Origin of the sequence: Paradevosia shaoguanensis (assembly GCF_016801025.1) — a bacterium.
Lineage (GTDB): Bacteria > Pseudomonadota > Alphaproteobacteria > Rhizobiales > Devosiaceae > Paradevosia > Paradevosia shaoguanensis.
Genome location: NZ_CP068983.1, coordinates 2,234,068 through 2,254,209, shown reverse-complemented (window position 1 = coordinate 2,254,209; position 20,142 = coordinate 2,234,068). Strand labels below are relative to the sequence as shown.

Here is a 20,142-nt window from a genome sequence, read left to right as displayed (position 1 = left end):
CTCAGGTACCGGTTCCGGCTGGGGCGGCACATCCGGCTCAGGCTGCGGCTCGGGCTCCGGCTGGGGTTCGGGCGGCAACGGCTCGGGGGTGGGCTCGGGCTCCGGCTCAGGCGGCGTTTCGGGCGGCGGAGGCGGTGTCGGCTCAGTGGGCTGGCCCGGCACGCCATCATCGTCGGCCATGGACGGCAGCTTTTCGGGAAGCACGATCACATCGGGCGCTGCGGAGGCCGATCCGTCGATACGCGGCTCGATGAGAACGGGCTCGACCGCCGGCGGCACCGGTTCGGTACTTTCGGCTTCGAGTTCGGTACTCTCCTCGGCGTTTTCGGGCACTTCGACCGCTTCGGGCTCTACCGATTCGGCAGGCAGGTCGACGAGCGTCTCCTCCGTCACAGCGATTGCAGCAGGTGCTGCAACGACCGCGCCAGTCAAAGCTGGCTCGATGGCCTTGGTGATGAAGTTTTCGACCGGGGCCAGCTTGGGGCCGGCAGCCTCCGGCTCTTCTTCCGGCGCCGGCGCGCTGCGCTCGGCCGGACGCTTGCCTTCGATGAAAGCCAGCATACCCAGTCCGATTTCGCGTTCGCCCATCAAGACGGTATTGGCGCCCATTCGCATGAGGTACTCCCGTTCCTCCTCCGAATGCGCCCGCACCACGATATCGATGGACGGATTGAGCTTGCGGCACTGCTCGGTCGCCTGCCCGGCCTCGAAGGAATTGCGCATCGCAATGACAAGGCGCCGTGCGCCAACGACATTGGCGAGCGCCAGCACCTCGGGATTGGCGGCATTGCCCACCACGACCTCGATGCCGAGCGCCCGGGCTTCCGCAACCCTGGAGTCCGAATCCTCGATGACGAGGAAAGGTTCCCCATCGGCTTTGAGCCCCTCCCCGATCACCGACCCGACGCGGCCGAAGCCGACGACGATGGTGTGCCCGGCAAGCGTGGTCGGAACCGGCACATCAGGCTCGGGCACGGCCACGGGCTCTTCGGCCGCAGCGGCGGCCTCGCCGGCAACCGGTTCGAGCGAGGGCTCGACCTGCCCCGGCGCCGCGCTCGGCTCGACGGGTTCACCACGCCGTTGGGCGACGCGCGTTTCGAGCGATGGCCGCAGCCGGTCGGCAATGAAGAACATCAGCGGATTGAGAATGATCGAGACCATGGCGCCGGCGAGGATCAAATCGCGCGCTTCCTCCGGCAGGATATGGAGCGACACGCCCATGGCAGCGAGGATGAACGAGAATTCGCCGATCTGCGCCAGGCTCGCCGAAATGGTGAGCGCCGTGGACACCGGCTGGCGGAAAGCGACGACGATGAAGAAAGCCGCGATCGACTTGCCGAAGAGGATGATGAAGAGCGTGCCCAGCACCGGCAGCGGGTTCTGCACGATGATCATGGGATCGACCAGCATGCCGACCGAAACGAAGAACAGCACCGCGAAGGCATCGCGCAGCGGCAGCGTCTCGTTGGCGGCGCGCTGCGAGAGTTCGCTTTCCGACAGGATCATGCCGGCGAAGAAGGCACCGAGCGCCAGCGATACGCCGAAGAGATAGGCAGCACCAAGGGCCACGCCCAGTGCAATGGCGAGGACGGCGAGACGGAAGAGCTCGCGATTGCCGGTATGGGCGACCGCGTGGAGCATCCACGGGATGACGCGCCGGCCGACGACCAGCATGAAGCCGACAAAGGCCGCCACCTTGATGAGGGTGATGACGATGACCCCGACGAGCCCGATATTGGTGCCGATGAGCCGCTCGGTCAGCGACACGAAGGAATCGTGCGGCACCGGCACGGTATCGCCGCCAAGGAGCGGCGCCAGCGCCGGGATGAGCACGAGGGCGAGCACGGTCGCCATGTCCTCGACGATGAGCCATCCCACCGCGATCTTGCCGCGCTCGGTATCGATGAGGCGCCGATCCTGCATGGTCTTGAGCAGCACGACGGTCGAGGCCACCGAGAGCGCAAGGCCGAAGACCACGCCCGACCCCACGCCCCAGCCCAGGAGCATCGCCAGGCCGACACCCAGGAGTGTCGCAAAGGCGATCTGCACCAGCGCGCCGGGAATGGCGAGGGTTTTGACCGTCATCAGGTCCTTGAGCGAGAAATGCAGCCCGACGCCGAACATCAGGAGGATGACGCCGATCTCGGCCAATTGGTTGGCAATACCGACATCGGCCACGAAACCGGGTGAGGACGGCCCCACCAGGATGCCGGCGAAGAGGTAGCCGATGAGCGGCGGAAGCCGCAGGCGGTTGGCGATCGCCCCGAAGATGAACGCCAGAACGAACGCGACGACGATCGTGGTGATCAGGGGCGTATCATGGGGCATTCAACAGGTCTCCGGCGGCGCCAGAAGGCGCCGTTGTGTGGTCAGGAAAACAAAAATGAGGATTCGGCGGCTGTCGCGCAAGCGATAGCGCCAAAGGCATCGAACAAATTTGGCTTGTGTCGCATCGACTTCTCGCCAATCGTCCATGCGTCACTCTACCGGCAATTAGGTGCAAAACATGGCTGATCCAACCCTGCCCACAGTGATCGAGAGCCTCCGTCAGGCCATCAATCGCGGCGACACCGAAGCTTTCCTCGCCTTCTTCCCCGAAGACGGAGTGGTCGAGGACTGGGGCCGACGGTTTTCCGGCCACGCCGCGATCCGCGGCTGGAGCGACAAGGAACTGATCGGCGCCAAGGGCACGCTGACCATTGCCAAGGTGCTCTCCGCTTCACCCGAGAAGGTGGAAGTGATGACGGACTGGAAGAGCAGCTTCTTTTCGGGAACGAGTAAATTCACCTTCACGCTCGGGGGTGGGAAGGTGCGGGAGCTGCGGATTTCGGAGAGTTAACGGCATCTGATCCGACCTTCGTCGGGCAACCAAGATTGGGGGTGCCGGAGGCTTCTGGCCGCTCGCCAATCACCCTTCGAATACGTGCTCGACGATGGATTCCGGCTTCATCTGGATCGAGAAGCCCGGCAGCTTGGGCGGCATGTAAGCGGCGTTCTGGATGTCGCAGGGTTCGATGAAGTGCTCGTGGAGATGGTCCACGAACTCGATCACCCGGCCTTCCTTGGTGCCCGAGACGACGAGGTAGTCGATCATCGAGAGGTGCTGCACGTATTCGCACAGGCCGACGCCGCCCGCATGCGGCCAGACCGGCAGCTTGTATTTGGCCGCCATCAGCAGCACCGAGAGCACTTCGTTCAGGCCCCCGATGCGGCAGGCATCGATCTGGACGATGTCGATGGCGCCCCGCGTGATGAACTGCTTGAAGATGATGCGGTTCTGGCACATCTCGCCGGTCGCCACCTTCACCGGGGCGATGGATTCGCGGATCTTGCGGTGCCCCTCGATGTCATCGGGGCTGGTCGGCTCCTCGATGAAGTAGGGGTTGAAGCGCTTGAGCTCGCGCACCCAGTCGATGGCCTGGTCGACTTCCCACACCTGGTTGGCGTCGATCATCAGATACCGGTCCGGTCCCATGATCGAGCGCACGATTTCGAGGCGCCTGATGTCGTCGTCGAGATCCCGCCCGACCTTCATCTTGATGTGCTTGAACCCGGCGTCCACCGCCTCGGTGGCAAGGCGCGTGAGCTTTTCGTTCGAATAGCCCAGCCAGCCGGCCGAGGTCGTGTAGCAGGGATACCCCTCGGCCTTGAGCTTGGCGATACGCTCGGCCTTGCCGGTCTCCGCCTTGCGGAAGATTTCGAGCGCCTCCTCGGGGGTGATGGCGTCGGTGAGGTAGCGGAAATCGATGATCGAGACCAATTGCTCGGGGGGCATGTCGGCAACGAATTGCCAGACAGGCTTGCCCGCATCCTTGGCGAGGAGGTCCCAGACTGCGTTGACCACGGCGCCGGTGGCCAGGTGCATCGCGCCCTTGTCCGGGCCGATCCAGCGCAACTGGCTGTCGCCGGTCACGTGCCGCCAGAAACGGCCGGGATTTTCGGCGATCCAGCCGAGTTCGAGCCCAAGCACCCGGCCCTCAAGCGCCTTGATCGCCGCGCACACCACTTCGTTGCCGCGCCCGATGGTGAAGGTGAGGCCGTGCCCTTCATGGGCGCCATCCGTTTGGAGGACGACATAGGCCGCCGAGTAATCGGGATCGGGGTTCATGGCGTCCGACCCGTCGAGCGACTGGGAGGTCGGGAAACGCAGGTCAAAGGTCTTGAGGCCGGTAATCTTGGTCATCGAACGAGGTTCCGCAAAGCAAAAGGAATCAGCCGGTCCAGCCGCCGTCGATGACGTGGACCTGGCCGGTCGTGTAGGTGGCGCCGGCGAGATAGACGGCGAGGTCCGCCACTTCCTCGGGCTTGCCGATGCGCCCGATGGGCTGGCGCGCGATGAAGGCCGTTTTGGCCGCCTCGAAGTCGCCGGTCGCCTTCCAGCGCTCGTGGAGCGAGGGGCTGTCGACGGTGCCCGGGGCAATGGCGTTGCAGCGGATGCCTCGGGTCACATAGTCGGCGGCCACCGACTTGGTGAGGCCGATGACGGCGGCCTTGGAGATCGAATAGGCGGCGCGGTTGGGCACGCCTTTGACCGAGGAGGCCACCGTCGCCATGTTGACGATGGCGCCATCGCCGCGCTCCAGCATGCCCGGGAGGATCGCCTTGATGGTCCGCACCTGGGCCCAGACATTGAGGTCGAAGGCGAATTCGAGGTCCTTCTCGCTCATTTCGAGCACGGTGCCGTTGTGGACGACGCCCGCGCAGTTAAAGAGCACGTCGATGCGGCCGATCTCGGCGACGGCGGCATTGACCGCCTCGGCATCGAGCACGTTGAGCACGCGTGTGGTGACATTGGGAATGCCATCGAGTTCCCGGAGCTTTTCGGCATTGATGTCGGTGGCGATGACCTTTGCGCCGGCCCGCGAAAACGCCTCGACCGAAGCGCGGCCAATGCCCTGCGCGGCGGCGGTGATCAGCGTGATTTTGCCGTTGAGATCGGCCATGAACTTATCTCCAAACCCTAAGAAACAACCGTGCGCGACCCGTCGACAACCATGCCGTCGATCGCCTCGAAATCCCAGGCAATGCCCAGGCCCGGCGCGTCGCTCGGTATCGCCTTGCCATCTCGAATGGTCATTCGCTCGGAGGTCAAGTCGTCGAGCTGCGGAATGTATTCGACCCAGCGTGCATTGGGCACGGCGGCGCAGAGCGAGACATGCAGTTCCATAAGGAAATGCGGACAGACGGCGATGTTGAAGCACTCGGCCATGTGGGCGACCTTGAGCCAGGGCGTGATGCCCCCGATGCGGCCCACATCCACCTGCACGATCGAGCAGGCATGGCGTTCGAGATATTCGCGGAAATGCAGGTGCGAATAGAGGCTTTCGCCCACAGCGATGGGAAGGCTCGTATGCTCGACCAGCCGCTTGTGGCCCTCGATGTCGTCGGCCGGCAGCGGCTCTTCCAGCCAGCCGATATCGAGCGGCTCATAGGCCCGCGCCCGGCGGATGGCTTCATCCACCGCAAAGGCCTGGTTGGCGTCGGTGAAGATTTCAAAGCCCGGGCCGACGGCCTCACGGACCGCCGAGATGCGCTTGACGTCCTCGTGGATGGGCCGGCCCACCTTGAGCTTGGCCCCGGCAAAGCCGTCGGCCTTGGCCCGCAGCGCGTCTTCCACCAGCGCCGATTGCTCCAGATGCAGCCAGCCGCCCTCGGTGGTGTAGAGCGGAATGGCCTTCTGGGCGCCACCGGCAAGGATATGCAGCGGCAGCCCGAGTTTTTTGGCTTTTAGATCCCAGAGCGCCGTGTCGATCGCCGCCATGGCGATGGCGGTAATGGCGCCGACCGTGGTCGCATGCGTCAGGAACAGCAGGTCGCGCCAGATCTTTTCGATGTCGTAGGCGTCCCGGCCGATTATGGCGGGCGCCAGCGTCAGCTCAAGCAGCTTCATCACCGACATGCCGCCGGTGCCGATGGTGTAGCTGTAGCCCACGCCCACCGCGCCGTCGGCATCGGTGATGCGCACGATCGGCGTCTCCTGGGAGACGAAGGACTGGATGGCATCGACCCTCTTCACCTTGGGCTTGAGGTCGACCATGAGAAGTTCGACGCGGACGATCTTAGCCATTGGCCACCCCCCTCCCGGCCTCCCCCGCAAGGGGGGAGGTGAAGAAAGGTTGTGCCGGCACGTCACCTCCCCCCTTGCGGGGGAGGGACAGGGTGGGGGGTGCCAGTGTCACGGAATTTGCCATCACGCCCTCAGGCTCTTCCCCGACGCCTTGTCGAAGACGTGCAGCCGGGTGAGATCGAGCGTGAATTCGAGCACTTCGCCCGAGTTCACATGGCGCGGATTGAGCATCTTGCCCTGCACTTCCTTGCCGCCCAGCTCGGTGAAGAGGATGGTCTCGGTTCCGAGCGGCTCGGCGATCAGCACGGGGCGGCTCACGGTGATGGTGCGCGACTCGTCATGAAGTGCATGGCCCTTGGGCGCAAAGCTTTCCGGGCGGAAGCCGACGACGACTTCCTGGCCGGCATCGACCTTGAGGCCCGCCGGCAGCGGCACGATGGTGCCATCGCTCAGCTTGGCGCCGCCATCGGCCACCACCGCATCGAGCTGGTTCATCGGCGGCGAGCCGATGAAGCCGGCCACGAAGGTGTTGACCGGCTTTTCGAAGACTTCCGAAGGGGTGCCCACCTGCTCGACATTGCCGTCGCGCATGATGACGATGCGGTCGGCCAGCGTCATGGCCTCGACCTGGTCGTGGGTGACGTAGATGACCGTGGTCTTGACCCGCTGGTGCAGCTTCTTGATCTCGACGCGCATCTGCCCGCGCAGCTTGGCGTCGAGGTTGGACAAGGGCTCATCGAACAGGAACACGTCCGGGTTGCGCACGATGGCGCGGCCCATGGCCACGCGCTGGCGCTGGCCACCCGAAAGGTTGGCCGGCAGGCGGTCCATATAGGGCCCGAGCCCCAGAATCTCGGCAGCTTCGGCCACGCGCTTTTCGATCTCGGCTTCCGGGGCCTTGGCGATCTTGAGCCCGAAACCGAGGTTTTCCTTGACCGTCATATGCGGGTAGAGCGCGTAGGACTGGAACACCATCGAGATGTTGCGTGAGCGCGGTGGCAGGTCATTGACCACCCGGTCCCCGATCGAGATCGTGCCGCCCGAGATTTCCTCGAGCCCGGCCACCATGCGCAGCGTCGTCGACTTGCCGCAGCCCGAGGGCCCGACCAGCACCACGAACTCGTTGTGGGCGATGTCGAGATCGATGCCATGCACGATCTCGAGGTTCCCGTAGCGCTTGACGACCTTTTGAAGGCGAACTTCCGCCATTGGACTAACCCTTTACGCCGCCGAACGTCAGGCCGGCGATCAGATGTTTTTGGACGATGAAGGTGAGGACGAGAGCCGGGATGATGATGAGCACGGCCATGGCGCTCATACCGGTCCAGTCCACCGTGAATTGTGCGGTGAAATCCATCAGGCCCACCGGCATGGTCTTGCTTGCCGTGGTGCGGGTGAGCTGGCTGGCCAGCGCATATTCGTTCCACGAGGTGAGGAAGGCGAAGATCGCCGCCGAGGCCAGTCCCGAACGGGCGAGCGGAAACTCGACCTTCCAGAACGCCTGCCAGCGCGTGCAGCCATCGATCTGGGCGGCCTCCGAAAGGTCGACCGGAATCTGCCGGAAGAAGCCGTCGGTGAGCCAGATGGTGAAGGGGATGTTGATCGCCATGTAGACGAGGATCAGCCCGATCGGGGTATCGATGAGCCCGACCCGGGCCCAGACGATGAAGAGCGGCAGCGACAGTGCCACGCCCGGCACGGTGCGCGACAGCATGAAGGCCAGGAAAAGCGCGGCCTTGCCCTTGAAGCGGTAGCGCGCGAAGGCGTAGCCGCCGGCCATGCCCACGATGATGGCGACCAATGTCGAGGTCACCGAGATGACGAGCGAGTTGATGAAATACTGCGCCACCGGCAGGCCCTGCTGGGTCGGCAGGAGCCCGAAAATCCCCTTGAAGTTGTTGAGCGTCAGCTCATGGGGAATCCACACCGCCGGGCGGGCCAGGATTTCGATATTGGGGCGGAAGGCGGTGAGCACGACCCAGACGCCCGGGACGCACAGGATGACCATGGCCACGAACACGCCCAGCCGGATCAGCCAGCGCTGCCACGGCTTTTCGATAGTCAATTGCCGGCTCATTGCGCGCCTCCCATGAAGGTCCGCGCAGCCACCAGCTTGCGGTAGAAGTAGAAGGTGAAGACGATCGAGAGCAGGATCGAGATGTAGCCCATGGCATTGGCCATGCCCATCTGGCTGTTCTGGTAGCCGGTGCGGGTCATGAGCGTCCACAGGAGCTCGGTGCGCCCGGCCGGTCCGCCATTGGTCATGATGCGGACCATGTCATAGGCACGCGCGATATCGAGCGAGCGGATGGTCATGGCGATGTAGACGAAGGGCATCAGGAACGGCAGCGTGATGTGCCGGAACACCTGAACCGGATTGCAGCCATCCACCTTGGCGGCCTCGATCGGCTCCTTGGGCAGAGCCATCAGGCCCGCCAGCAGCAGGATCGCGAACACCGAGGTCGACATCCAGATCTCGGCGAAAAGGATGGAGAAGTTGGCGAGCGTGCCGTCGACCAGCCAGGGGATCGGCTCCTTGATCAGCCCGAGGTCGAACAGCGCATTGTTCACCAGCCCGACAGAGTCGTTGAAGATGTACTTGAACTGGAAGCCGACCAGGATCGGCGAGAACATCATGGGGAACATCATGATGGTCCGCAGCGTGCGCTGGCCCCAGGTGATCTTGTTGATGAGCAGAGCCAGCCCCAGGCCCAGCACCATTTCGAGGTTGAGCGCGATGGTGACGAAGACCAGCGTGCGTCCGAACGCCCACCAGAATTCCGGATTGACCATCAGGCGCTGATAATTGCGCAGGCCCACGAACTGGAAAAGCGTGGCGGGCTTGGTGAGATTATAGGCGGTAAAGCTCGTCCAGAACGACACCAGGAGCGGCACCAGCACCACGGCCAGGATCACCAGGATGGCGGGAAGCAGCAGAAGATAGGGTATCGCCCGGGGCGATCGGAAGAAGCGCATGCGCGTTCTCGACATCTAGGTGGAAATCCCCCCACCCTGTCCCTCCCCCGCAAGGGGGGAGGAGACGTTGGGGCACGATCACGCCAACTGGTCTCCCTCCCCCTTGCGGGGAGGGGACAGGGGTGGGGGTGAGCCGCCCGCACAAGTCGGACGGCCCTTCACAGCACTTACTGCAGCAAACCTGCGTCCTGCATGATGGTCGTCGCCTGGGCGGCGGCGTCATCGAGGGCCTGCTGCGGGGTCTTTTCGCCGATGATGGCGGCCTGGATATTCGGCCAGATCACGTTCGACACTTCGATCCACTGCGGGATCAGCGGCGGGGTGCGGGCTTCATCGAGCGACTTCTGCCAGATGGGGAACATCTCGGCGAGAGCCGGCTTGTTGTTGGCCTTGAACCACTCGACGACGTCGGTGAAGGTCTTGGTGCGGGTCGGCAGGTTACCGGCCTCGGCTTCCATCATCTCGCTCTCGTCATTGGTGAGGAACACCGCGAAGGAGACGGCGGCCGGCTTGTTGTCACAGGCTTCGGTCACCGAGAAGGAGTGCGAGCCGGACCAGCCGCCGCGCTTGCCGGACGTGCCGACCGGCGCCACCGCGAAGCCGAGGTCGTCGGCGATCTTGGAAGCGGAAGGATCCGAGTAGAAGCCGGCAAAGCCCGGCCAGTCGAGGTCGATCGCCAGCTGGCCGGCGGCCATGGCCTGGCCGATATCGTCCCAGGTGTAGTTGACGGTGCCGGCCGGAACGGCCTTGGCGTCATAGATGTCCTTGAACCACTGGACGGCGGCAACGCCGGCTTCCGAGTTGAAGATCGGCTTGTGGTTCTCGTCGAAGATATCCCCGCCATTGGCGCGCAGGATTTCCATGAAGCGGCCCGACATGCCTTCGTCCTTGCCGGCGAAAGCCGTGCCGTAAAGGTTCGGCGGCTTGGCAAAGAAGATGACCTGGTTCTTGAAGTCCTCGAAGGTCTCGGGCGGAGCCAGGTCCTTGCCGAACTTTTCCTTGTAGGCGGCCTGGTTGGCCGGGTCGGCATAGAGCGACTTGCGGTAGTAGAGGTTGGAAACGTCGGTCACGCGCGGCAGCTGCACCAGGCGCCCGTCGACTTCGGAAGCCTTGAGCGTGCCGGGCACGTACTTGGCCAGTTCGCTTTCCGGGATCGACTGCTTGAGGTCGATATAGAGGTCACCGTATTGCGGGGCGAACGAGGTGTGGTTCGAGCCCACGCACCAGGTGATCGAACCCGAGGCGATATCCTGCTTGATCTCGCGGTCGAGATCGAAGTGGTTCTTGGACGAAACGATCTCGACCTTGGCGCCCGTCAGCTTTTCCCATTCGGGAATGCGGGTATAGAGCTTTTCATACTGGGTGCCGCCGATGAGCTTCACCTTCAAGGTATAGCCGTCGAACTTGCCGTAATCGAAGTCCTGCGCTGCGGCGATGCCCGTAAGGCTCGCGAACGCAACCGTCGCCATGAGCGCGGTTTTCATCAGTTTCGATGACATTGTTTTCTCCTCCTGAGACCTCTCTGCACGTTGCCTCGATCCGAGGCTTGATTATGCATATATGAAAAGTCTATTCGTAAGTAAGCAGGTTGACGCCTCGGCGTCAACAGCTAGCATCGCGCCGCAATCAGATTGGGACGACCGAATTGGACACCGAGGAAAGCGACCGCTACCGCGCGCCAGCACTGGACAAGGGACTGGATATCCTCGAGCTGCTGTCCACCACCGAAGAGGGCTTGAGCCAGGCCGAAATCGCCAAGTCGCTCGACCGCTCGCCCAACGAAATCTACCGCATGCTCGACCGGCTGGTGCGCCGCGATTATGTGCGCCGCACGACCGGCGACCGGTACGAGCTGACGCTCAAGCTTTTCGAGCTGGCGCACGCCACCCCGCCCGTCTCCCGCCTCGTGAGCCAGGCCCTCCCCATCATGCGTCGCTTCGCGCGCGAGGCCGAGCAGGCCTGTCACCTCGTCATCCAGGACCGCAACGTCCTCGTGGTGGTGGCCCAGGTCGACAGCCCCGGCTACTGGAACGTCTCGATCCGCGTCGGCTCGCGTATCTCCATGGTCAATACCGGCTCCGGCCACGTCTTTCTCGCCTATGCGACGCCCGAGGAGCGCCGGCTGGTGCTCGAGGACGTGGCCGATGCCCGCGACCTGCCCCCGGGTTTCGAGGAGCGTCTCGCCAAGGTGCAGGAACAGGGCTACGAATCCATGCCGAGCCTGCAGGTGGCGAGCGTAACCAACCTCACGGTGCCGATCCTGGGGCCGGTCGGTACGGTGCTGGCGGTTCTCACCAGCCCCTTTACCGACCGCCTCGACAAGCACGACGCCCCCGACATGCAGTCCGTGCTCGACCTGCTGATCGCGGCCGGCGAGGAGATTTCCAAACGCCCCATTTCCGGAGGGAGGGATTAGTCCGATGCGCATTCTCGATACGCACCTGCACCTGGTCTACCAGGACCGCTTCTCCTATCCCTGGCTCGCCAATGCCGGCCCGCTCAACAAGCAATGGGACGCCGAGAGCTATTTCGCCGAAGCCGAAAAGCTCGGCATTGAATCGGCCATCCATATGGAAGTGGACGTGGCCGAAAAAGATATCGCAGCGGAAACCGCCTTCGTCACCCAGGCGCACCCGCGCGTGATCGGTGCCGTCGCCTCGGGCCGCCCCGAGCACGAAGGCTTCGCCGAATACCTCGAAGTGCTGGTGCGCAATCCAAAGGTTCGTGGGCTACGCCGCATTCTCCATGAAGCGCCCAACGAGCTGTCCCAGACCGAACTCTTCGCGGAAAACCTGCGGCGGCTGGCCCCCTATCACTTGAGCTTTGACCTCTGCCTGCGCGCCGATCAGCTCCCCATCGGCGCTGACCTCACAGACAAGGCGCCGGACGTGCATTTCGTGCTCGACCATTGCGGCGTGCCGAAAGTGGCAGCGATGGAGCTGGAGCCCTGGCGCCACTACATTAAGGAGCTGGCAAAGCGCCCCAATATCAATGCCAAGATTTCGGGCATCGTGGCCTATGCCAAACCCGACTGGACGGTGGACGACCTGCGGCCCTTCGCCGAGCACGTCATCGAAAGCTTCGGCTGGGATCGCGTCGTCTGGGGCTCGGACCACCCCGTCTGCACCCTGACCGCCAACCTCACCCGCTGGGTAGAAGCCACCCACCAGATACTCTCGGGCGCCAGCGAGACGGAGAAGGCAAAGCTCCTCCATCGCAACGCCGAACGCATCTATCGCGTCTAGCCGACTGCGCCCTCGGCGAAACCGAGATCGTTGACGGCTGCCAGCACCTGGTGCCGCATCCACTGGTGACCGACCTCGCTGTCATGGCGGGAATGCCAATAGAGCTTGATATCGGGCACCGGCACGTCGAAGGGCGGGCGATAGATTTTGAGCGCCAGGTCCCTGCGCGCCATTTCGGCGAACTGGCTGGGCACGGCCGCGATCATGCGGCCGCGCGCCACGGCCAGAGCCACGGCTTGAAAATGCGGTAGCGCCAGCACCACCTGCCGGTGCCGACCGGTGGCCTCAAGCGCATCATCCACCATGCCGCTCATCGAGCCGTCGATCGAGCGCAGGGCATGCGGCAGCGCACAGAAACTATCGAGCGGAACCGGCTCGCCTTCCACGACGCCTGCCAGATCGGGATTGTCGGCAGCAGCGATGATGACGAAGGCCGAGGGAAACAGCAGGATGCTCGAAATCCAGTCGGGCACTTCGACCGGCCGCTCGAGCGCCATATCCACGGCGTCGTCCTGGAGGAGCCTGGTGACATCACCCCGCGCGCTGTCGAGCAGGCGCACGGCAACGCGCGGCGCGCTTTCTGCCAGCTTCACCGCCAGATGCGGCATCAGCATCAAAGAGAAGAAGTCCGAGCCCAGGAGGGTAAAGGTGCGCTCCAGCGTCAGCGGGTCGAACGTTGAGCGCGAATGCACCATGCGCTCGATGGAGTTGAGCGCGGAGCGGGCCAGCTCAGCGAGCTCCTCGGCACGCGGCGTCGCCAGCATCTCGTTGCCGCGACGGATGAAAAGCTGGTCGTTGAGCGCGTAGCGCAGCCGGCTGAGCGCAGAACTGACCGCCGGCTGGGAGAGCCCGACGCGCTCGCCGGCGCGCGTGACGCTACGCTCCTGCATCAGGGCGTCGAAGACACGGATGAGGTTGAGGTCCAGGCTATTCAAATTCATGGCGTGAATAGTCCCATACGATCAATCGATTTCACCAAGACGAACGCCGGCACTGGTCAGTGCACGTCCGGTCGCGAACCGGGCATCACTGAACAGGAAACGCTAAAATGACTGTCTTTTCAAACATCAAGTCGGCCGGCGAAGTCTTTTGGTTCGGCAACACCCTCATTCTCATCAAAACCTCCTCCAGGGCCGGCCAGGACGGCCTCTGCGTCATCGAGCATTGGATGCCCTATGGCGATAGCCCGCCGATGCATGTCCATCGCAACGAGGACGAGCTCTTCCTCATCCTCGAAGGCGAGGTTCGCTTCATCGTCGACGGCCAGGAAAAGGTCGGCCGCGTCGGCGATAGCCTGCTGGCACCAAAGGGGCTTCCGCACAGCTATTGCGTGGAAAGCCGGGACGGCGCGCGCATGCTGACCGTGACGCGCGGCGCCGATTTCGAAAACATGCTGCGCCTTTCGAGCCGCCCTGCCCAGCGCTTCGAGCTGTCCACCCGGTCGGCGCCGACGCCGGACGTCATCAATGCGCTCGTCGCCACCTGCGCGGCGAACGGCATCGACATTGTGGGCACGCCCCTGCAGCCCAAGACGTTTTGAGCGGGAGGATGCCATGAACCTTTCGCTTTACTGCGTCGCCGTCGGCATCGTCGTTTCGACCCTGATCGGCGCGGCCAACCCTATCGAGGCACACGAACGCTTCGCTCGCGCTCCCGGCAAGGACCTGCCGCTGATTGCCGAGGTTGCGCCACAGGCCGTGCAGATCAGCCCGCACGTTCCCAATATGGGTGCGCATTGGGTCGATCCCGCCAGCCCGCCGACCGGCCCGATCTACTGCGTTGTCGATGGCCGTGTAGTCTGCGTCGAATACATGTTCGATGTCGCGGACCTCGCCGCCGGCACGTCGTGGACGCGGCTCCTGCCTGGCATCGCCACGCCGCCGATCGAGCGGATCGATGTGGAGTTCCGGCCCGATGGCATCCCGCCGCATCCGGTGCCGCTCTACCAGATCCATGCCTATTTCGCGTCCGAAGCCGAACTGGCCGACCATTGAAAAAGGGGAGCCTTGGCTCCCCTTTTTGTCTGTCCTTGCAGAACTTTAGCTCCGATATTTCTGCACTGCGCCGGGGAGCTTGCTCCACTCGGCATACCAAGCCTTGAACTGTTCGTACTGGCTTTTAGCCCAGGCCTTCTGGCTCGGCGAGAGTTCGTCGGTGGCGTTGAAGTGGAGCTTGTAGGCGGCCTCGCCCTGCAGCTCGAGCATGTACTTGTAGTAGAGCACCAGGTCCGTGCTTTCGTCCCAGGTCGAGAGCACTTCGAGCGCTTCGCCCATCTCCAACGCCCGCATGCGCGCCTCGACATCCCCGGCGGCCGCCGCCTTGGCGAGGGCGACGAAATGCAGGATTTCATGCGGCAGGGCGTTGCCGATGCCGGTGATGGTGCCGGTGGCGCCGGCCTTGACGTAGCCGTGGAAGACGCCGGTATCCACGCCGGCCATCAGCACCACATCGGGATCGGCGCTGGTGATGTGTTCGGCGGCATAGGTCATGGCCTTGGCGCCGCCGAATTCCTTGAAGCCGACGAGGTTCTTGTGCCTGGCGCGCAGGGCGAAGAAGAGGTCGGCACGGGTCTCGAAGCCGTAATGCGGGCTGTTGTAGATGACGGCCGGGAGGTTCGGCGCGGCCGAGAGAATGGCCTCGAAATGATGGCGCTGGGCCGTCGGGGAGTTGCCGCGCGAGAGCACGCGCGGGATGACCATGAGGCCGGCAGCCCCCACCTGCTGGGCATGGGCGGCGTGAGCTACGGCTGACGCCGTGTTGACCGCACCGGTACCGGCAATCACAGGAATACCTGCCTTGACCAGCTGCTCGACGCCTTCCTGGCGCTGCGCATCGGTGAGGAGCGGCCAGTCGCCCATCGAACCGCAATAGACGACGCCGGACATGCCGGCATCGACCAGTTCGCGCGCCTTGCGCACCAGCTCGTCGAAATCGGGCGTACGGTCGGCCTTGCAGGGCGTCATCAGGGCCGGAATCACGCCCGTGAAAATGCTCGTATTCATGATGTCCTTGTCGATTGGACGGAGCCCGATGAAGGCACCGGAATTTCGCTGATCTCTGTCTAGCGCCTTGTATCCTGTTTGTCGACAAGACTTGAAGGCACAAAGCACGCCTGCCGCGGGCGGCTCCCTAGATGGGCGAGCGAGAAAGCTTATTCGGCGGCCTGATCGGCTTCGACATCCGGGCCGTTGGGATCGCCAGGCGCCGTCTCGACGCTCAGGTCCGGGAAGGCAACGATACGCTTGCCGTGGAAATCTGTGCGCACGACCACCAGCCCGCGTTCCTCGAAGTAGGAAAGCAATCGCCGGGCGCGACCGACCGAGTGCGTACCGTAGACGCGCGCCAGCGTGGCGTCGGGCGGACAGGGCGCGCCGGTGACGGCGGCCTGGGCGACGATGAGGAAGACGCCCTGCACGTCATCGGTCAGGCGCTCGGAGAGCGCCAGAGCCTGCTGCCAGGTGTCGGAGGACGCGGTTTCCTCATCGACCGTGGCCTTGGCGACGGCCAGGCGCCGGCGGAAGGCGGGGAGGGCGAGTGGCTCGCCGGGAACGCGGCGGATGCGGCAGCGGACCAGAAAATCCTGGTAGAGCACGGCGACGGTGCGGAAGCCGGCATCGGGATCGTCGAGCAGTTCGCGCATGACCTGGTCGAGCAGCGCCTCGCGCTCGGCCTCGTCGATCTCCGGGAAGAGCGATACCGGCATCGGCTCGTGCTCGGGTTTTTTGCGCGCGAGCTGGGTGAGGATATCGGCGGTGGGCGTCGGCGGAGGCGGCGCGGGGCGGCGGACAGGCGGCTGGCGGATCTCTTCGGCGACGGACGAGAAGATGAGATCGGCGGCGTCCTGCGGGGCCTCGGGCAACGGGGTCAGCTTGGGGCTTGTCGAGCGCGCCGAGGTTTCGACCGGGCCGATGGCAATGGGCAGCGGTTTTCGCGACATGGCCGGTCCCAAAGCAACAAAGTTGCCGCGCGCCAGATCGCGGAACATTTCGGCCTGGCGGCGGTCCATGCCCAAAAGATCGGCGGCGCGGGCCATGTCGATATCGAGGAAGGTGCGGCCCATGAGGAAGTTTGAGGCTTCGGCGGCGACGTTCTTGGCGAGCTTGGCGAGGCGCTGGGTGGCGATGACCCCGGCCAGGCCGCGCTTGCGGCCGCGCGACATCAGGTTGGCCATGGCGCCGAGCGAGAGTTTTCGCGCTTCATCGGAAACGTCGCCGGCAGCGGCGGGGGCGAAGATCTGGGCTTCGTCCACGACGACGAGGACCGGATACCAATAGTCGCGATCGGCATCGAACATGCCGCCGAGGAAGGCGGCGGCGCAGCGCATCTGCTGCTCCATGTCGAGGCCTTCAAGGTTGAGCACCACCGAGACGCGGTGCTGGCGAATGCGGCCGGCAATGGCGGTGAGCTCGCGCTCGGTGCGGGCACCATCGACGACGAGGTGCCCGTATTTATCGGCAAGGGTGACGAAATCGCCCTCGGGATCGACCACGCAATGCTGCACCCAGGGCGCGCTCTGTTCGAGCAGGCGCCGCAGCAGGTGGGACTTGCCGGAGCCGGAATTGCCCTGGACGAGGAGGCGCGTGGCCAGGAGTTCCTCGAGATCAAGCATGGCCGCCGCGCCGCCGGCGGCTTTTCCCATGTCGATCGAGACGTTCATGTCGGGTGAGGAATCCTGGGGAATCGGAAGGGTTAGGGGTTCCTTAGCATTTTGGAGCCGGGTTGGGAGGGGGCATGGGGAAAATGCACAGGGGGAGCGCGCGGTGGCTGGGTTTGGGGGCAGCGAGGGCGGTGTCCTGGGCTCACCCCCTCCCTAACCCTCCCCACAAGGGGGAGGGTGGGTGTCCTTGGCAAGATCGTGCAGCAAACCCCACCCTCCCCCTTGTGGGGAGGGCTAGGGAGGGGGATGCAACAGGCACGAACGGTGTTGCTGGCCACCCCTCACCCGCCGCGCTGCGGCGACCTCTCCCCGAGGGGGCGAGGTGAGTTGGAGGCCAGATAGTGCCTCCACCACCGAACTTCCCCGGGCGGAGACCCGGGGCCCATGGCACCCTCCACTCGCGTGGAGAAATCCGTGACCCCCGGCTCTGCGGCCGGGGAAGTTCAGTGGTGGGGGTGAGCACTGCGCAAGGCTAACCCCGCCGCTCGGCCAGATAGATGTGGTCGCAGGCAAGCACCGTTTCGCCGCGCTGGTTGATGACACGGACCTGCTCGGTGATGCGGCCGTGGGTGGCGCGCTTCGGGTCGGGGTCGAGGCCGGTGATGGTCAGCTCGGTGTGGATGGTGTCGCCGATGAAGACGGGTTTCGGGAAGCGCAGGCGTTCGTAGCCATAGGTGAAGGCCAGCGGGTTGATCTCGCTGGCAGTGAGGCCAATGCCGATGGCGAAGGTCATGGTGCCGTGGGCGATGCGCTGGCCGAAGGGCGTCGATTTCATCGCCTCGGCGTCCATGTGGTGGGGAAAGAAATCCCCGGTATGGCCGGCATGGACGACGAAGTCGGTCTCGGTGATGGTGCGGCCGTAGGTTTTCCGGGTTTCGCCGAGGACGTAGTCTTCGAAGTGGCGTGGTCTGTCCATCACAAGGATTCCGCAAAGAGAGCGTTGAGGGCGACGACGATGTTTTTCGGGGATTCGCCCGAAAGCAGGCCCTGGTTGAGGCGCTGGGAGGCGGCTTCCTGGAATTGCATGTAGCCGTCGTGGCGCGGGCGGACCCAGGCGCCTTCGAGGGTTTTTCGCGTGTTGCGATAGAAGTCGTGGGTGGCGGCGTTGACCTTGTCGTCTTCCCAGGCGGCGGCGTGGCCGGGCTGGCCGCCGGAAATGGCGTAGATGGTCTTCTGCACCGGGGCGCTGGCGACCCAGTAGGCGTAGTCGATGGCGGCGCCGATGCGCCTGGAGAAGGCCGAGACGGCGATGCCGGTGCCGCCGAGGGCCGAGCCGATGGGGCCGTTGCTGCCGGCGGCGGGGATGTCGGCGAAGGCGAGGGAATTATCGCGGAAGCGGTCCATCGCGTAGTTCACGTAGCCATAGCCCAGTGGCATGACGGCGAGGTTGGTGTCCTCACTGGCCAAAAGCTCGGAGGAGGCGATGGGGTCGCGGGAAAAATCCTCGGGGTCGATGAGGGCGACGAGTTCGGCGAGGAGCGCCACGGCGCGTTCGCCCGCTTCGGGGGCGATCAGTTGGCCGGTGACGTTGCAGGGCGTGCCCAGGTTCGCGGCGAGGGTGTAAAAGCTCATCAGTGAATGCGGCGGGCGCATGGGAATCGTGACCTTGCCGGCGCGGGCGAGCGTCAGAACTTCGCTCCAGCGGGTCAGCGGACGAGCCAGCTTGTCGGCGCGGTAGGCTTGGACCTGGGTGGCCGCATCAATGGGAAAAGCCCATTGGCGGCCTTGCCATTGGTAGCTCTCGAAGGATTTTCCGACCGTCCCGGCCTTGATGTCGGCAAAGCCGCGCTCGCGGCCGGGGACGTCGAGGGGGGCGAGGCACTTTTCGGCGGTGATCTGGCCCACATGAGGGTGGTCGATGACGATGAGGTCGTATTTCCGCGCCAGTTCCTCGACCGGAAAGCTCTCGAAATCCTGGAGGCTGCGCTTGTCCCAGGTAATCTCGACGCCGGTTTCGACCTGCCATTGGCGCGAGGTCGCCACCATCGGATCGTAGCCGCGCGGATGGCTCCAGGTCATGCCCTTGAGGGTGACGCTCACAGGCCGAACTCCGCGCGGATTTTTTCGCTTTGTTCGCCGATGAGGGGCGCGGCGCGCGAGGTTTTTGGGCGCATGCCGTTGATGCGGAGCGGTGCGCGGGTGGTGGTGATCGAGACGTTGTCCTCGCGCGTCACGGTCTGGAGCATGTCGAGGGTCTTGAAACCCTCCGTCTGCATCAGCTCGTCCCAGGTGAGGACGCGGGCGCACCAGATGTCGGCGGGCTCGAGGATGGAGAGCCAATGGTCGGTGCTCTGGGTGGCGACGTGGTCGGCAATGATGCGCTTGATGGCGTCGCGATCCGAGAACCAGGTTTTTGGTTTGTCTTTGAAGGGGGCCAGTGCTTCGAGGCCGAAGAGATCGGCGAGCTTGGCGATCGGCGTCATGGCGATGGCGAGATAGCCGTCGGCCGTCGGGTAGACGCCATAGGGGGCCGAGAGGTAGGCGTGCGCCGAGCGGAATTCGGAGCGTTTCGGCATGCGCTGGCCATCGTTGAGATAGGCGGTCAGCACCTCGAACTGGAAGTCGACCAGCGCCTCCAAAAGGCTGGTTTCGACATGGGCGCCCTGCCCGGTTATGCCACGGCGGACCAGCGAGGCCAGAATACCCTGGCAGGCGGCGGAGCCGGCGAGCATGTCGGCAACGGCGAGGCCGAAGGGCACCGGGCCCTGGTCGTGATCGCCATTGAGCCACATGAGGCCAGAGCGGGCCTGGGCGAGCAGGTCCTGGCCAGGACGCATGACCCAGGGGCCTTCCATGCCGTAGCCGGTGATCGAGGCGTAGACGATGCGCGGGTTGATGGCCTTGACCGCTTCGTAGTCGAGGCCGAGGCGCTCGATGACGCCGGGGCGGAAGTTCTGGAGGACGACGTCGGCCTGGGTCAGGAGTTTTTTGAGTGCGGCAATGTCGTCGGGGCTCTTGAGGTCGAGCGCCAGGCTTTCCTTGGAGCGGTTGATGGCGTGGAAATTGGTGGAATCCCCGCCGATCTCGGTGTCGGTGAGATAGAGGCGACGGGACAGGTCCCCGCCATCGGGACGCTCGATCTTGATGACGCGCGCGCCCAGATCCTGCAGGCGCAGCGAGGCATAGGGGCCGGAAAGGAACTGGCACATGTCGATGACGACGAGGCCGGTGAGCGGAAGATTCTGATCCATTCTTTT

At 64.4% G+C, this 20,142-nt stretch carries 18 protein-coding genes and 1 pseudogene; 5 read left to right on the top strand and 14 right to left on the bottom strand.

Annotation, left to right across the window (positions count from 1 at the left end; genetic code table 11):
- Positions 1-432 precede the first annotated feature (432 nt).
- Positions 433-2,328: pseudogene (locus JNE37_RS10715) on the bottom strand (cation:proton antiporter domain-containing protein); the annotation flags it as partial.
- A gap of 178 nt (positions 2,329-2,506) precedes the next feature.
- Here JNE37_RS10715 and JNE37_RS10710 point away from each other — a divergent pair.
- Positions 2,507-2,839 carry a nuclear transport factor 2 family protein gene (locus tag JNE37_RS10710; RefSeq protein ID WP_203066232.1) on the top strand — a complete coding sequence of 111 codons (333 nt, stop codon included), beginning with the start codon at positions 2,507-2,509 and terminating at the stop codon, positions 2,837-2,839.
- A gap of 69 nt (positions 2,840-2,908) precedes the next feature.
- Here the strand turns inward: JNE37_RS10710 and JNE37_RS10705 are convergent, their stop codons facing one another.
- The 7 genes from JNE37_RS10705 to JNE37_RS10675 form a co-directional block, all read right to left on the bottom strand.
- Positions 2,909-4,183 (bottom strand): L-fuconate dehydratase, encoded by a 1,275-nt coding sequence (locus tag JNE37_RS10705; protein ID WP_203066231.1) that lies wholly within the window; start codon positions 4,181-4,183, stop codon positions 2,909-2,911.
- 28 nt (positions 4,184-4,211) lie between these two features.
- A complete protein-coding gene (locus tag JNE37_RS10700; protein WP_035036952.1) occupies positions 4,212-4,943 on the bottom strand; it encodes an SDR family oxidoreductase in 732 nt (243 codons plus the stop codon).
- A gap of 17 nt (positions 4,944-4,960) precedes the next feature.
- Positions 4,961-6,067, bottom strand: coding sequence for a mandelate racemase/muconate lactonizing enzyme family protein (locus tag JNE37_RS10695; protein ID WP_203066230.1), 1,107 nt, complete (start codon positions 6,065-6,067; stop codon positions 4,961-4,963).
- A 123-nt stretch (positions 6,068-6,190) separates the two neighbouring features.
- Positions 6,191-7,276: an ABC transporter ATP-binding protein gene (locus JNE37_RS10690; protein ID WP_035036958.1), complete on the bottom strand. Its 1,086-nt coding sequence runs from the start codon at positions 7,274-7,276 to the stop codon at positions 6,191-6,193.
- Between the two features lie 4 nt (positions 7,277-7,280).
- Positions 7,281-8,144: a carbohydrate ABC transporter permease gene (locus JNE37_RS10685; protein ID WP_035094051.1), complete on the bottom strand. Its 864-nt coding sequence runs from the start codon at positions 8,142-8,144 to the stop codon at positions 7,281-7,283.
- Positions 8,141-9,043 carry a carbohydrate ABC transporter permease gene (locus JNE37_RS10680; RefSeq protein ID WP_035036961.1) on the bottom strand — a complete coding sequence of 301 codons (903 nt, stop codon included), beginning with the start codon at positions 9,041-9,043 and terminating at the stop codon, positions 8,141-8,143. The genes JNE37_RS10685 and JNE37_RS10680 overlap by 4 nt, the downstream gene beginning before the upstream one ends.
- A gap of 167 nt (positions 9,044-9,210) precedes the next feature.
- Positions 9,211-10,542, bottom strand: coding sequence for a type 2 periplasmic-binding domain-containing protein (locus JNE37_RS10675; RefSeq protein ID WP_152571980.1), 1,332 nt, complete (start codon positions 10,540-10,542; stop codon positions 9,211-9,213).
- A gap of 146 nt (positions 10,543-10,688) precedes the next feature.
- On the opposite strand from JNE37_RS10675, the gene JNE37_RS10670 reads away from it, so the two are divergent.
- Together JNE37_RS10670 and JNE37_RS10665 are read left to right on the top strand one after the other, a co-directional pair.
- Positions 10,689-11,459 (top strand): IclR family transcriptional regulator, encoded by a 771-nt coding sequence (locus JNE37_RS10670; protein WP_035036963.1) that lies wholly within the window; start codon positions 10,689-10,691, stop codon positions 11,457-11,459.
- 4 nt (positions 11,460-11,463) lie between these two features.
- Entirely contained in the window at positions 11,464-12,288 is an 825-nt protein-coding gene (locus JNE37_RS10665; protein ID WP_203066229.1) for an amidohydrolase family protein, read from the top strand.
- On the opposite strand, the gene JNE37_RS10660 is transcribed toward JNE37_RS10665, so the two are convergent.
- Positions 12,285-13,229: a LysR family transcriptional regulator gene (locus JNE37_RS10660; RefSeq protein ID WP_203066228.1), complete on the bottom strand. Its 945-nt coding sequence runs from the start codon at positions 13,227-13,229 to the stop codon at positions 12,285-12,287. The two genes, JNE37_RS10665 and JNE37_RS10660, sit on opposite strands and share 4 nt — an antisense overlap.
- 107 nt (positions 13,230-13,336) lie before the next feature.
- On the opposite strand from JNE37_RS10660, the gene JNE37_RS10655 reads away from it, so the two are divergent.
- On the top strand, positions 13,337-13,828 hold the full coding sequence (locus JNE37_RS10655) for a cupin domain-containing protein (protein ID WP_203066227.1): 492 nt from the start codon (positions 13,337-13,339) through the stop codon (positions 13,826-13,828).
- A 13-nt stretch (positions 13,829-13,841) separates the two neighbouring features.
- The gene (locus tag JNE37_RS10650; RefSeq protein ID WP_203066226.1) at positions 13,842-14,282 is read left to right on the top strand and encodes a hypothetical protein; all 441 of its coding nucleotides are present in this window, start codon (positions 13,842-13,844) and stop codon (positions 14,280-14,282) included.
- A gap of 45 nt (positions 14,283-14,327) precedes the next feature.
- Here JNE37_RS10650 and JNE37_RS10645 read toward each other — a convergent pair whose 3' ends face one another.
- The 5 genes from JNE37_RS10645 to JNE37_RS10625 all read right to left on the bottom strand — a co-directional run bounded on the left by JNE37_RS10645 (position 14,328) and on the right by JNE37_RS10625 (position 20,136).
- Entirely contained in the window at positions 14,328-15,290 is a 963-nt protein-coding gene (locus JNE37_RS10645; RefSeq protein WP_203066225.1) for a dihydrodipicolinate synthase family protein, read from the bottom strand.
- Between the two features lie 149 nt (positions 15,291-15,439).
- Positions 15,440-16,945, bottom strand: coding sequence for a helicase HerA domain-containing protein (locus JNE37_RS10640; RefSeq protein WP_203066224.1), 1,506 nt, complete (start codon positions 16,943-16,945; stop codon positions 15,440-15,442).
- Positions 16,946-17,417: 472 nt separating this feature from the next.
- The gene (locus tag JNE37_RS10635; RefSeq protein WP_203066223.1) at positions 17,418-17,861 is read right to left on the bottom strand and encodes a MaoC family dehydratase; all 444 of its coding nucleotides are present in this window, start codon (positions 17,859-17,861) and stop codon (positions 17,418-17,420) included.
- Positions 17,861-18,985 (bottom strand): extracellular solute-binding protein, encoded by a 1,125-nt coding sequence (locus JNE37_RS10630; RefSeq protein ID WP_203066222.1) that lies wholly within the window; start codon positions 18,983-18,985, stop codon positions 17,861-17,863. The genes JNE37_RS10635 and JNE37_RS10630 overlap by 1 nt, the downstream gene beginning before the upstream one ends.
- On the bottom strand, positions 18,982-20,136 hold the full coding sequence (locus JNE37_RS10625; RefSeq protein WP_203066221.1) for a CaiB/BaiF CoA transferase family protein: 1,155 nt from the start codon (positions 20,134-20,136) through the stop codon (positions 18,982-18,984). The genes JNE37_RS10630 and JNE37_RS10625 overlap by 4 nt, the downstream gene beginning before the upstream one ends.
- Between the last annotated feature and the right edge of the window lie 6 nt (positions 20,137-20,142).

Coding starts and splice junctions, on each gene's coding strand:
- JNE37_RS10640 (WP_203066224.1), bottom strand. CDS start 16,945: ATGAACGTCTCGATCGACATGGGAAAAGCCGCCGGCGGCGCGGCGGCC.
- JNE37_RS10690 (WP_035036958.1), bottom strand. CDS start 7,276: ATGGCGGAAGTTCGCCTTCAAAAGGTCGTCAAGCGCTACGGGAACCTC.
- JNE37_RS10625 (WP_203066221.1), bottom strand. CDS start 20,136: ATGGATCAGAATCTTCCGCTCACCGGCCTCGTCGTCATCGACATGTGC.
- JNE37_RS10710 (WP_203066232.1), top strand. CDS start 2,507: ATGGCTGATCCAACCCTGCCCACAGTGATCGAGAGCCTCCGTCAGGCC.
- JNE37_RS10665 (WP_203066229.1), top strand. CDS start 11,464: ATGCGCATTCTCGATACGCACCTGCACCTGGTCTACCAGGACCGCTTC.
- JNE37_RS10645 (WP_203066225.1), bottom strand. CDS start 15,290: ATGAATACGAGCATTTTCACGGGCGTGATTCCGGCCCTGATGACGCCC.
- JNE37_RS10695 (WP_203066230.1), bottom strand. CDS start 6,067: ATGGCTAAGATCGTCCGCGTCGAACTTCTCATGGTCGACCTCAAGCCC.
- JNE37_RS10675 (WP_152571980.1), bottom strand. CDS start 10,542: ATGTCATCGAAACTGATGAAAACCGCGCTCATGGCGACGGTTGCGTTC.
- JNE37_RS10700 (WP_035036952.1), bottom strand. CDS start 4,943: ATGGCCGATCTCAACGGCAAAATCACGCTGATCACCGCCGCCGCGCAG.
- JNE37_RS10680 (WP_035036961.1), bottom strand. CDS start 9,043: ATGCGCTTCTTCCGATCGCCCCGGGCGATACCCTATCTTCTGCTGCTT.
- JNE37_RS10660 (WP_203066228.1), bottom strand. CDS start 13,229: ATGAATTTGAATAGCCTGGACCTCAACCTCATCCGTGTCTTCGACGCC.
- JNE37_RS10655 (WP_203066227.1), top strand. CDS start 13,337: ATGACTGTCTTTTCAAACATCAAGTCGGCCGGCGAAGTCTTTTGGTTC.
- JNE37_RS10635 (WP_203066223.1), bottom strand. CDS start 17,861: ATGGACAGACCACGCCACTTCGAAGACTACGTCCTCGGCGAAACCCGG.
- JNE37_RS10685 (WP_035094051.1), bottom strand. CDS start 8,144: ATGAGCCGGCAATTGACTATCGAAAAGCCGTGGCAGCGCTGGCTGATC.
- JNE37_RS10705 (WP_203066231.1), bottom strand. CDS start 4,183: ATGACCAAGATTACCGGCCTCAAGACCTTTGACCTGCGTTTCCCGACC.
- JNE37_RS10650 (WP_203066226.1), top strand. CDS start 13,842: ATGAACCTTTCGCTTTACTGCGTCGCCGTCGGCATCGTCGTTTCGACC.